This is a genomic window from Streptomyces sp. NPDC002851 (genome assembly GCF_053591935.1).
This window is the reverse complement of sequence record NZ_JBSFUT010000021.1, coordinates 133901-146202: the sequence shown is the minus strand read 5'-3', so window position 1 is coordinate 146202 and position 12302 is coordinate 133901. Positions and strand designations below refer to the sequence as shown.

The window sequence follows — 12302 nt, the reverse complement described above, 5'->3', positions numbered from 1 at the left end:
CCTCGTGGCGGCATACCCGGCCCGCTGACCCGAGTACCGGGCGTCCTTGTCTACTTGACCGGCGGATACGCGTTCTTCAGGAGCTCCTGGAACTGGGCGGAGAACCAGTGCCCGGACAGCGGCGCGTCCGGCAGGGCGCCCGACGGGTTGTTGCCGTTGCGCGGATTGCCCTCGTAGGTCGGGTCACACATCCGGTCGAAGCCCTTGCCTTCGTCGTTCGGGATCTCCTTGCTCGACCCGTCGGACTCGCCCGGCGGCTTCATCCACACATACGCGTCGATACCGGCGGCCGGTGCGACCTGCGGGCGCTCGCCCAGGCCCGCGCCCGATTGGTTGCACCAGTTGCCGACATGGATGCGGCGGTCGTAGCGGCCTCCGTCGACGTACTCGTCCACGCTCGACTCGGGGCCCGGTCCGGAGGGCCGGGCCTCGCCGCCCCAGCCGTTGCGGGAGGTGTCGATCAGCATGCCGATCCCGGCGTCGAAGCCGGTCGACACCAGCTGCTCGCGGAACGTCTGGGCGAAGGTCAGCTCGTCCACCGAGTTGTTCCAGTCGACCCACTTCGACTCGCGCACCGAGCGGCCGCCCACCGTGTCCGTGACGGCGAAGTTCTCCTCCTTCAGGGCGCTGTAGTTCGCCGTGTTGGCGATGAAGCCGTGCACGTCGTCCGGGCTCGCGCCCTCCGCGTTGGCGGCCTCGAACATCACTTGCGCGGAGGGGGCGAAGTTGTCCTCCCAGCCGATCCAGCCGTGGTGGCCCGCGTCGACGTAGTTGTAGACGTTGTCGATGGCGCCGAGCTGCGCGAGCGCGTAGCCGACGCCCTTGACGTAGTTGCCGTTCTCCTTCATCACATCGCACTCGGGGGTCGCGGTGGGGCGGCCGCCGGTGTTGGTGACGAGGTTCGGTAGCGAGTCGATCTCGACGGTCGTCACGATGCGCAGGCCCGCGTACTTCTCGTCGGCCAGGATCTGGGCGATCGGGTCGATGTACTCGGTCTTGTAACGGTCGATCTCGGTGGGTCCCAGCTCGCCGTTGGAGGCGAGCGCGGCGCAGTCCCGGCCCGGCAGGTTGTAGATCACCACCTGGACGACGTCCGCGCCCTGCCGCAGCGCCTCGTCCAGGTGGCCGCGGAGCCCTCTGGCCTCGTCGGTGCCCTCGATGGCGGCGATCCGGTCCAGCCAGACACCGGTCGGCTGGTCGGCGATCGCGTCGCCACCCGGCTCCGCGGCGGCCTTCGCGGACCACTCCGGGTTCACATAGACCTTTGCGCCCTCGTACGGGTTGTCGACGCGGGCGGTGGGCGCGGCGGCGTCGGAGGCCACTGCGGCACCGGGACCGCCGGTGGGCAGCGCGGTCGCGGTACCGGCAGCGGCCGCGGCGACCAAGAGACTTCCGGCGAGCAGGGCGGTGCGCCGTCCTCGGGGGAGCGAGGCGCGGCGGTGTGCATGGCTCATGGGGGGTTCCTCTCGAGGTGAGTCGTTGAACTGCGGTTCGGGAAGGGCAGTAGCCCGGAAGGTCAGCCCAGGCCGCGCAGGTGGTCGCGGAGTCCGATGCCGTACGCGGTCGGAGTGCCGTCGTAGGACGAGATCAGGGCGGGTCCGGCGGAGCAGTCCCAGGTGTTCCAGGTCCAGCCCAGGTAGGAGAGTTCGCGCGCGTCGAACCAGGTCATGACCCGGTCGATGAAGCCGTGCCCGCAGGTGTTCTCGCCGTTCTCGCCCGCGATCAGCGGGACCTGCTCGGCGACCGGGGCCAGCGTCCGCTCCCAACAGGCCTCGTCCACACAGACGTTGAAGTTGTAGACGTGCCACTCGGCGGCGAGATTGCCGGTCGGGTCCTCGGGCCGGTGGTCGAGCCAGCCGCTCAGGTCATTGGCGTACGCCAGGCCGGTGGCGAGGACGACGTTCTCCGCGCCCGTGCCGCGTACCGCGTCGATCAGGTCCTGCATCCCGGCGACCTCGTAGTCGATGCCGGTGCAGGCGTCGCCACCGTCCCGCCAGCACCGCCAGGCGGCGTCCGCACCCGCGCCCGGCATGGCGCGGTCCGGGAACGGCTCGTTGAACAGGTCGAAGACCACCGCCCGGTCGTCCTTGAAGGTCTCGGCGACCGAGGTCCAGAAGGCGGGCGTGTAGCGGGCGTTGGGCATCGGCTTCTGGCAGGACGCCACCTCGGTGTCCGGGCAGTGGTTGTCGTGCCCCGTGTAGCTGCCCCAGGACCAGTGCAGCTCGACGACCGGGGTCATGCCGAGCGCCTTGACGCGGGTCACCAGGTCGGTGACGGCCGCGATGTAGGGCTCGCCCGCGTAGCGCGGGTCGATGTGGTCGGTGCCGAGCCAGCACTCCTCGTTGAGCGGGATGCGTACGGTGTTGGCGTTCCAGTCGGCGATCTTCTGCAGCGAGGCGTCGTCCACCGGGCCGTCGAAGATGCCATGGCCCTGTACGCACATGTACTCGCCGCCGGAGCGGTTCACGCCGAGCAGCCGTCGGGGCGTGCCGTCGCCGGTCGCTTCCACGAACTGGTTGCCCTCGACGCGCAGTTCGGGTGCGGCGGCCACCGTTTCGTGGTCCGCCTCCCGGGATGCCCCGGACGCTCCGGATGTCCCGGACGCTCCGGACGCGAACGCGGAGGGCAGCGTGAACAGCCCGGCGCACGCGAGCAGCAGCCCCGTCGTGAGCGCGAGCAGGCGTCGCCGTAATCGGGGAAGGTGAGGTGGGGGGTGTCGCATGAGCGAGTCCTTACCGATCTTTCGACGGATGGATTCGCTCCCACTGGTGAGCGTGGAAGCTAGCAGCAAGTCGCCGCCGAAGTAAGGGGAGTTGCCGAGATATCCGAACCGCGACCGCACCGCGGCCGCATATTTCTCCGTCGAATCAATTCGACTGTCGAAGGCCCGTCGAATACCGGCAGAGCCCTTGACTGCCGGTCCGCCCCAACTGTTTCTTGGGAGCGCTCCCACTGGTTTCGGCTCCCTCTCCGGAGCACCCCCCGCAGAAGCAAGTGGAGGACCTTCGTCATGAGATTCACCCGCCGCCGCATCCTCGGCCTCGGTGCCGCGGCCGCGCTCACACCGCTCGCCGTCACCCTCGGACCCGCAGCTCAGAAGGGTGCCGCGGCACCGAACGCGACCGAGTACGAGCAGCGCTTCCTCGATCTGTACGGGCAGTTGACCGACCCGGCGAACGGCTATTTCTCGCCGGACGGCATTCCGTACCACGCGGTGGAAACCCTCATCGTCGAGGCCCCCGACCACGGCCACGAAACGACCTCCGAGGCCTACAGCTATCTGATCTGGCTCCAAGCCATGTACGGCAAGGTCACAGGTGAATGGGACCGCTTCAACGCGGCCTGGGAAACCATGGAGAAATTCATGATCCCGAGCCAGGACCAGCAGCCGACGAACAGTTTCTACAATGCCGCGAAACCGGCCACCTACGCGCCCGAATGGGACACTCCGGACCAGTACCCGGCGCAGCTCGACGCCGGGGTCCCGGTCGGCTCCGACCCGCTCGCCGCCGAACTGCGCGGCGCCTACGGCACCGACGACATCTACGCCATGCACTGGCTCCAGGACGTCGACAACACCTACGGCTACGGCGGTGACGGCGCGACCCCGACGTACATCAACACCTTCCAGCGCGGACCGCAGGAATCCGTCTGGGAGACCGTCCCGCACCCCAGCCGCGAGGAGTTCGCCCACGGCGGCCCCAACGGCTTCCTCGACCTGTTCACCGGCGACGCGAATTACGCGAAGCAGTGGCGGTTCACCAACGCCCCCGACGCCGACGCGCGTGCCGTACAGGCCGCCTACTGGGCGCACAAGTGGGCCGCGGCGCAGGGCAAGGAGGCCGACGTCGCCGCCACCGTCGCCAAGGCCGCGAAGATGGGCGACTACCTGCGCTACGCCCTGTTCGACAAGTACTTCAAGGAGATCGGTGACTGCACCGACCCCACCGGCTGCACCCCCGGCAGCGGCAAGAGCAGCGCCCACTACCTGCTCTCCTGGTACTTCGCCTGGGGCGGCGCCACCGACACCGCGGCCGGCTGGGCCTGGCGGATCGGCTCGAGCCACGCACACGGCGGCTACCAGAACCCCCTCGCCGCCCACGCCCTGAGCGGCTATGCCCCGCTCGCCCCCAAGTCGGCCTCCGCGAAGGCGGACTGGGCGGCCAGCCTGAAGCGGCAGATCGAGTTCTACCGCTGGCTCCAGTCCGCCGAAGGCGCCCTCGCGGGTGGCGCCACCAACAGCTGGCAGGGCCACTACGCCGAGCCGCCCGCCGGTACCCCCACCTTCTACGGCATGGCCTACGACGAGAAGCCCGTCTACCACGACCCGCCGTCCAACCAGTGGTTCGGCTTCCAGGCCTGGTCGATGGAGCGGCTCGCCGCCTACTACAAGGAGACCGGCGACGCCGATGCCAAGGCCGTGCTCGACAAGTGGGTCACCTGGGCGCTCTCCGAGACGACCATCGCCGACGACGGCACCTACGCCATCCCCGCCACGCTCCGGTGGTCCGGCGCCCCGGACACCTGGGACCCCTCAAGTCCGGGCGACAACACGTCACTTCACGTCTCCGTGACCGAGCACACCGACGATGTGGGTGTGGCGGGCGCGTACGCGCGCACGCTCGTCCAGTACGCCGCGAAGTCCGGCCACGAGGCCGCGGCCGCCACCGCCAAGGCGCTGCTCGACGGCGTATGGGCGCACCACCGGGACGACAAGGGCGTGGCCGTGCCCGAGCAGCGCGACGACTACAAGCGGTTCCAGGACGCCGTGTTCACCCCGGACGGCTGGAGCGGCACCATGCCGAACGGCGACACCGTCGACGCCTCGGCGACCTTCGCCTCCATCCGCTCGTTCTATACGGACGACCCGGACTGGCCGAAGGTGCGGGACTACCTGGACGGCGGCGCCGTCCCGGAGTTCACCTATCACCGGTTCTGGGCCCAGGTGGACTTCGCCCTGGCGATGGGCACGTACGCGGAGCTGCTCGAATCATGAACGGGCGCGTGCGCACCGTCCTCGTGGGGACCCTCGCCCTCCTCGCGAGCCTGCTCACCGGAGCCGCCGCCGAAGCCGGGCCCGAAGCCCGGTCCGAAGCCGCCGCACCCGCGCCTCCGGCCGCCGCCGAACCGTACACCTGGAAGAACGTCCGCATGGACGGCGGCGGTTTCGTCCCCGGCATCGTCTTCAACCGCACCGAGAAGAACCTCGCCTACGCCCGCACCGACATCGGCGGCGCCTACCGCTGGCAGCAGGAAACACAGTCCTGGACACCGCTCCTCGACCACATCGGCTGGGACGACTGGGGCCACACGGGCGCGGTCTCCCTCGCCTCCGACCCGGTCGAACCGGACCGCGTGTACGCCGCCGTGGGCACGTACACCAATGACTGGGACCCGGGCAACGGCGCCGTCCTGCGGTCCGCCGACCGCGGTGACACCTGGCAGAAGACCGGCCTGCCGTTCAAGCTCGGCGGCAATATGCCGGGCCGCGGCATGGGCGAGCGCCTCGCCGTCGACCCGCACGACAACCGCGTCCTCTACCTGGGCGCCCCGAGTGGCCACGGCCTGTGGCGCTCCACGGACGCGGGCGTCACCTGGTCCGAGGTCACCGCCTTCCCCAACCCCGGCAACTACCAGCAGGACCCGAGCGACGAGTCCGGCTACGCCTCCGACAACCAGGGCATCGCCTGGGTCACGCTCGACGAGTCGACCGGCCAGCCGGGATCCCGGACACAGACGGTGTACGTGGGCGTCGCCGACAAGGAGAACGCCGTCTACCGCTCCACCGACGCGGGCAGCACCTGGCAGCGCCTTGACGGACAGCCCACCGGCCTCCTGGCCCACAAGGGCGTCCTCGACGCCGAGAACGGCTACCTGTATCTCGCGTACAGCGACAAGGGCGGCCCCTACGACGGCGGCGCCGGACAGGTCTGGCGGTACGCGACCGAAACCGGCAAGTGGACGGACATCAGCCCCGCACCCGCCGCCGAAACCTATTACGGCTACAGCGGACTGACCGTCGACCGGCAGCACCCCGGCACCGTCATGGTCACCGGCTACAGCTCCTGGTGGCCCGACACTCAGATCTTCCGCTCCGCCGACAGCGGCGCCACCTGGACGTCCGCCTGGGACTACGAGCCGTATCCGGAGCGCAAGAACCGCTACACCATGGACACCTCATCCGTCCCGTGGCTCGACTGGGGCGCGAAGCCCGCGCCGCCCGAACAGAGCCCGAAGCTCGGGTGGATGACGGAGGCCCTGGAGATCGACCCGTTCGACTCGGACCGCATGCTGTACGGAACCGGCGCGACCATCTACGGCACCACGAACCTGCGGGAGTGGGACAAGGGCGAAAAGTTCACGATCACGCCGATGGTGCGCGGCCTCGAGGAAACCGCCGTCAACGATCTCGCCGCACCCCCGTCCGGCGCCGCCGTACACACCGCGACCGGCGCGGGCGGTCCGCCAGAGACGCAGCAGGCATCGACGGGCATCCCGCGGGGCGCGACCGTCGAGGCCGACCGCGAAGACCCGGAGCTGTTCTACGGCTTCAAGTCCGGTGTGTTCTACGTGAGTTCCGACGGCGGGAAGACCTTCGAGGCGCGCGCGGACGGCCTGCCGGAGGAAGGGAACGTCCGCTTCCAGGCCGTCCCCGGCAAGCAGGGCGACATCTGGCTCGCGGGCGGCAAGGAGAACGCGACGTACGGCCTGTGGCACTCCACCGACGCGGGCACCACCTTCACCCGGGTCGACGGCGTCGAGGAGGCGGACACGGTCGGCTTCGGCAAGGCCGCACCCGGCAGCGACCACCCCGCGCTCTACATCAGCGCCCAAGTCGACGGCGTACGCGGCATCTTCCGCTCCACCGACGCGGGCGCGAGCTGGGTGCGGATCAACGACGACGCACACCAGTGGGGCTGGACCGGCGCGGCGATCACCGGGGACCCGAATGTCTTCGGCCGGGTGTACGTGTCCACCAACGGACGCGGGATCATGTACGGGGACACGGCCGCGGCCGACTCCGGCGCATCCCCGCAACCAGCCGCCCACAAGGGCCGGTCGGCCGATCCGGTGCTGCGCGACCTCGCCGACGCCCACGGCCGCAGGTACGGCACCGCCGTCACCGGCGGCAAGCTGACCGGTGGCTACGCGGACGTGGCCGGGCGGCAGTTCGGCTCCGTCACGCCCGGTAACGAGATGAAGTGGGACGCGGTCGAGCCGGAGCGCGGGCGCTACACCTGGGCCGCCGCGGACCGGGTCGTCGACTTCGCCGAGGCCCACGATCAGGCGGTACGCGGCCACACCCTGGTATGGCACCAGCAACTGCCCGCCTGGCTCACCCAGGGCACCTTCCCGGACGACGAGCTGCGACAGATCATGACCGGCCACATCGCCGCGGAAGCCGGCCGCTACCAGGGCCGCGTGGACCACTGGGACGTCGTCAACGAGCCACTCGACGACGACGGAACGCTGCGCGACACCCTCTGGTATCGGCAACTCGGCGAGGGCTACATCGCCGACGCGCTGCGCGCCGCCCGCGCCGCCGACCCGGACGCGAGGCTCTACCTCAGCGACTACAACACCGACGGCATCGGGGCGAAGAGCGACGCCATGTACGCCCTGGCGAAGCGCCTCCTCGCGGACGGCGTGCCCCTTGACGGCATCGGCTTCCAAGGGCATCTGATCGTCGGGAAGGTGCCCGACACGCTGACCGAGAATCTGCGCCGGTTCTCCGACCTCGGCCTCGACGTGGCGATCACCGAACTCGACATCCGTATCCCGACCCCCGCCGACGAGAGCGAGTTGGCGCAGCAGAAGGAGGACTACCGGACCGTCACCGCCGCCTGCCTGGCCGTCGAGCGCTGCCGGAACGTGACCGTGTGGGGGTTCACGGACTCCGACTCGTGGATCCCCGGCACCTTCCCCGGCTGGGGCGCGGCCACCCCGTACGACGAAGAACTCCGCCCGAAACCCGGCTACTTCGGGATCGCGGAGGAACTCGGCTGGACACCGGCGCCATCCGGCGAGACTCCGGCAGCCACAGCCACAGCCACAGCCACAGCCACAGCCACAGCCACAGCCACAGCCACAGCAACCGCTACCGCACGGACAGCGTCGACTGCCGCACGACAAGCTCGGGCTGGAGCACGACGTTCCGGTGCTCGTGCGGCCCGGACCCCGCATTGCCGCCGTCGGCCCCCGCGATCTCTGCGATCTCCGTGAGCAGCAGCTCGGCCGCAAGCCCGCCCATCTCCGCGGCGGGCTGGCGGACCGAGCTGAGCGGCACCGCGGCGGCCGCGGCGAACTCGATGTCGTCGTAGCCCACCAGGGCGACATCCTGCGGCACCTTCACGCCCGCCGCGTACAGCGCCTGCAGCATGCCGAGGGCAAGCAGGTCGTTGGCGCAGAACACGGCCGTCGGGCGGGGCGCCATGCCGAGCAGGCGGGCGGCCGCGTCCCGCCCCGCGGAGACATCGAGGCCCTCCGCCCGCACCTCGCGGAGCGTCGCCGCGGGCAGCCCGGCCGCCGCGACGGCCTCCTCGGCGCCCTGCCGCCGGTCGTCGATCTGCTGGAGCTCGCCGGGGCCCGACACGTACACCACGGAGCGGTGCCCGGCGTCGAGGAGATGCCCCACCGCGAGGCGTCCGCCGCGGACATCGTCCACGGACACCGCACAGGCCGACCCGGCCCCCGCGGTCCGGTCCACCAGGACATGTGGAATGCCATGCCGGGCGAAGGCCTCCAGGGTGCCCCCGGTCGGATCGGCGGGCGTCACCAGGACCCCGGCCACCCGCTGCTCGGCGAAGAGCGACAGATAGTGCGCCTCCTCCTCGGGCCGCTGCGCGCTGTTGCACACCATCACCCCGAACCCGGCCTGCCGGGCGGCCCGTTCGGCACCCCGGGCGACCTCCACGAAGAACGGGTTGCCCATGTCGAGCACGAGCAGAGCCAGGATGCGGCTGCGTCCGGCGCGCAGCTGGCGCGCCGACTCGCTGCGCACATAGCCGAGCGCGGCGATGGCCTCCTGGACCCGGCGCCGCGTGGGGGCGGCCACCGACTCGGGGCGGTTGATCACGTTGGAGACGGTGCCGACGGACACCCCGGCCGCCCGTGCCACGTCCTTGATACCCACCGACTGTCCCACGGCCCGCGCCCCGCCTTCCCGCCGCTGGCTCTTCCCGCCGCTCGCTCTTCCCGCCCCTCGATCAGGGGTTGAATTGTTTCACAGGGCGCGGCACCAGGAGCAGCCCGAGCACGGGTACCGCCGCGAGCACCAGCCACGGCAGCGCCCCGCCCGCCTCGAGCAGCGCGCCCGCCGGGGCCCCACCGGCGAGCACGACAAGCCCGGACAGGGACGACAGGGCACCGGTGAAGAGGCCGAGTCGGCGCTCGTCCACCAGGTCCGGAAGGAGTGCCCGGGTCGCCGGAACCACCAGCATCTGCCCCACCGTGAGCAGCACCACGAACGCCACGGAGGGCACGAGCCCACCCACCGGCAACAGCGCCCCGGCGGCCGCGAAGCCCACCCCGATCAGCACGAGCCCGCAGCGCAGCGCCGCCCGGCGCCCCATCCGCGCGGCCACCAGACGCGACAACGGCACCTGCCCGGCCACGACAAGCACCGAGGACAGCGCGAACAGCCAGCCGAGCGCGGCCTGCGAGCCGAGCGCACGGTCCAGCTCGGCCGGGAGTGCCAAATAGAGCTGGTTGTACGCGAGTAGATAGGTCGCATAGGCCAGACAGAGCCCGAGAAAGCGACGGTCGAGCAGCGCCCGCCACGCCCCGCGCTCCGCCCCTGGACGATCCCGCGCGGTGCGCACCGTCGTACGACGCGGCATCAGCCGAGCATGAGCGGCCAGCACCACCACGAACACGGCGGCCCCCGCCAGGCACGCGAGCCGGAACCCGCCGAGCAGAAGCACCGAGCCGAGCACGGGCCCGAGCAGCGCGCCCGCCTGCCCTCCGGCCGAGAACAGCGCGAGCGTGCGGGTGCGGTCGACGCCGGTAGCCTCCTCGTGCCGTACGGCCTGCCGGGCGATCTCCGACTCGACGGCGGGCGAGAACAGCGCGGCCGCGAACCCCACCAGGAGCACCGCCCCGACCACGGCCCCCGTGGCCTCCGCGTAGCCGAGCCACGCGAACCCCGCGACCCGCAGCACACACCCGGCCAGGACGACCGGCCGTGGCCCGTACCGGTCGGCGAGCGCCCCGCCCACCACGAAGAGGCCCTGCTGACTGAAGGTGCGAAGCCCGAGCACAAGGCCCACCAGCCACCCGGCGAGCCCGAGCCCGCCGCCCAAGTGGTCGGAGAGATACGGCAGTACGGCGAAGAAGCCGACGTTGAAGGCGAGTTGCGTGACGATGAGCAGCCGGGGCAGGGCGGGCAGGGCCCGGTAGGAGCGCATGGCGCCCGCGGCCCGCGCGGCCCGCGCCGTCCGCCCGGGGTCCGTCTCCTCGTCCGTGCGGGCACTCATCGGACCGCCACGGGCATCGCGGGCGCGGCCGCGAGCAGCTCACGCGTATACGGATGGGACGGCCGCGCACACACCTCACTCACGGGCCCGCTCTCGACGATGTGCCCGGCCCGCATCACCGCGACCCGGTGCGCGAAGTGCCGTACAAGCGCCAGGTCATGGCAGATGAACAAGTACCCGAGGCCGAGGCGTTCCTGGAGCTCGGCGAGGAGATTGACGATCCCGGCGCGCACCGACGGGTCGAGCGCCGACACCGGCTCGTCCAGGACGAGCAGCCGGGGCCGCGCGGCAAGGGCGCGGGCGATGCCGACGCGCTGGCACTGCCCGCCGGACAGCTCACGCGGCCGCCGCCGCGCGAGCGACGGTTCGAGCCCGACGAGCTCCATCAGCTCCTCGGCCCGCCCCGGCTCGCGCCTGCCCCGTACACGCAGCGGCTCGTCGATGGCGGCGCGTACGGAGAGCCGCGGGCTCAGCGACCCGTACGGGTCCTGGAATACGGGCTGGAACCCCGCGCGCAGCGGCCGCAGTTGGCGCTCGCCGAGCCCGGTCAGCTCCCGCCCCTCGAACCGTACGCTGCCCGCGTCCGGGCGGCGCAGCTGGAGCACCGCGGCAGCCGTGGAGGACTTGCCGGAGCCGGACGCGCCGACGAGGCCGAGGGTCTCGCCCGCCGCGACGTCGAAGGAGACCCCGTCGACGGCGGTCTGCGTGCCGTACCGGACGGTGAGGTCACGGACGGACAGAAGCGGCTCGGCGGTCATGCGGCGGGCCGCCACAAGTCGGCGGCGGGAACGGTCGGTTCGCGGTGGCAGGCCGCCAGGTGCCCGTCGTCGGCACCGCGCAGGGCGGGTTCCCGCTCGGTGCACTCCGGCCCGGCGAGCGGGCAGCGCGGCGCGAACGCACAGCCCGGTACCGACGCCGCCAGCGCGTCCGGCGAGGGCGGAGCGCCGCCGATCGTGGCGAGCCGCTCCCCGGGGGTGGGCTCGGCGGACGGCAGCGAGGCGATGAGCCCCGCGGTGTACGGGGCCCGGGGCGCGGCCAACACGTCGGTCACGGGCCCGAGTTCGGCGACCCGACCGGCGTACAGGACGAGCATCCGGGCGGCTGGGGTCCGGCTCTCCGAGCTTTGCGGGCCCACGGAGACCGGGGAGCCGGACCCGAGCCCGGCGGCCAGGGCGATGTCGTGCGTGACGAGCACGAGCGCGGCCCCGGACTGCTCGCGCACCTCGGTGAGCACGCCGAGCACCTGCTCCTGCACGAGCGGGTCGAGCGCGGTCGTCGGCTCGTCGGCGACGATCAGCTCGGGCTCGTTCACCAGGGCCATGGCGATCACGGCGCGCTGCCGCATCCCGCCGGAGAACTCGTGCGGATACGACCGCGCCCGCCGCGCCGCCTCCGGTATGCCCACGCGGTCCAGGGCGGCCACGGCCCGCGCCCACGCCGCACGCCGCGGCACCCGGGCCACCGACCGTACGGCGGCAGCGAGTTGGTCGCCCACGCGGTGCACGGGACTGAGCACGGCAAGCGCGTCCTGCGGCACGAACGCCATCCGCCGCCCCCAAAGCCCCCGGCGGTCGGCCACCACCTGTCCCCGGTAGCGGACGGCGCCCTCGACCCGCACCCCGTGGGGCAGCAGCCCGAGCAGTGCCCGCGCGGTCAGCGACTTACCGGCGCCCGACTCCCCGACGACGGCGAGTACTTCACCGGCCCGCAGATCGAAGGAGACCCCGCGGACGGCGGCCACCGGCTGCCCCCGGTCGCCGGGGACGGTGACGCGGAGATCGCGGACGGAGAGGAGGGGGTCGGTGTCGCTCATGGTGTGGGTGCCTT

Annotated in this window: 7 protein-coding genes and 1 pseudogene; 2 read left to right on the top strand and 6 right to left on the bottom strand. The window is 71.7% G+C overall.

Features of this window, described 5'->3' with window-relative positions; translation table 11 throughout:
• Window positions 1–50: 50 nt before the first annotated feature.
• On the bottom strand, window positions 51–1454 hold the full coding sequence (locus ACWD10_RS22760; RefSeq protein WP_451093750.1) for a glycoside hydrolase family 6 protein: 1404 nt from the start codon (window positions 1452–1454) through the stop codon (window positions 51–53).
• A 62-nt stretch (window positions 1455–1516) separates the two neighbouring features.
• A complete protein-coding gene (locus ACWD10_RS22755) occupies window positions 1517–2722 on the bottom strand; it encodes a glycoside hydrolase family 5 protein (protein WP_451093748.1) in 1206 nt (401 codons plus the stop codon).
• 309 nt (window positions 2723–3031) lie between these two features.
• On the opposite strand from ACWD10_RS22755, the gene ACWD10_RS22750 reads away from it, so the two are divergent.
• Window positions 3032–4996, top strand: a complete 1965-nt coding sequence (locus ACWD10_RS22750) for a glycoside hydrolase family 48 protein (protein ID WP_451093768.1) — start codon at window positions 3032–3034, stop codon at window positions 4994–4996.
• A gap of 155 nt (window positions 4997–5151) precedes the next feature.
• Window positions 5152–7935: pseudogene (locus ACWD10_RS22745) on the top strand (endo-1,4-beta-xylanase); the annotation flags it as partial.
• 163 nt (window positions 7936–8098) lie between these two features.
• On the opposite strand, the gene ACWD10_RS22740 reads toward ACWD10_RS22745, so the two are convergent.
• From ACWD10_RS22740 to ACWD10_RS22725, 4 genes are all read right to left on the bottom strand, one after another.
• Window positions 8099–9145: a LacI family DNA-binding transcriptional regulator gene (locus tag ACWD10_RS22740; protein WP_451093746.1), complete on the bottom strand. Its 1047-nt coding sequence runs from the start codon at window positions 9143–9145 to the stop codon at window positions 8099–8101.
• Window positions 9146–9206: 61 nt separating this feature from the next.
• Window positions 9207–10475: an MDR family MFS transporter gene (locus tag ACWD10_RS22735; protein ID WP_451093744.1), complete on the bottom strand. Its 1269-nt coding sequence runs from the start codon at window positions 10473–10475 to the stop codon at window positions 9207–9209.
• A complete protein-coding gene (locus ACWD10_RS22730; RefSeq protein ID WP_451093742.1) occupies window positions 10472–11233 on the bottom strand; it encodes an ATP-binding cassette domain-containing protein in 762 nt (253 codons plus the stop codon). Before ACWD10_RS22730 ends, ACWD10_RS22735 begins: the two co-directional genes overlap by 4 nt.
• The gene (locus ACWD10_RS22725; RefSeq protein ID WP_451093740.1) at window positions 11230–12288 is read right to left on the bottom strand and encodes an ABC transporter ATP-binding protein; all 1059 of its coding nucleotides are present in this window, start codon (window positions 12286–12288) and stop codon (window positions 11230–11232) included. Before ACWD10_RS22725 ends, ACWD10_RS22730 begins: the two co-directional genes overlap by 4 nt.
• Window positions 12289–12302: the final 14 nt, after the last annotated feature.

What these genes read in the sequence shown, in the direction of transcription:
- ACWD10_RS22760 (WP_451093750.1), bottom strand. Translation starts at nt 1,454, where the DNA reads ATGAGCCATGCACACCGCCGCGCCTCGCTCCCCCGAGGACGGCGCACC.
- ACWD10_RS22730 (WP_451093742.1), bottom strand. Translation starts at nt 11,233, where the DNA reads ATGACCGCCGAGCCGCTTCTGTCCGTCCGTGACCTCACCGTCCGGTAC.
- ACWD10_RS22755 (WP_451093748.1), bottom strand. Translation starts at nt 2,722, where the DNA reads ATGCGACACCCCCCACCTCACCTTCCCCGATTACGGCGACGCCTGCTC.
- ACWD10_RS22735 (WP_451093744.1), bottom strand. Translation starts at nt 10,475, where the DNA reads ATGAGTGCCCGCACGGACGAGGAGACGGACCCCGGGCGGACGGCGCGG.
- ACWD10_RS22725 (WP_451093740.1), bottom strand. Translation starts at nt 12,288, where the DNA reads ATGAGCGACACCGACCCCCTCCTCTCCGTCCGCGATCTCCGCGTCACC.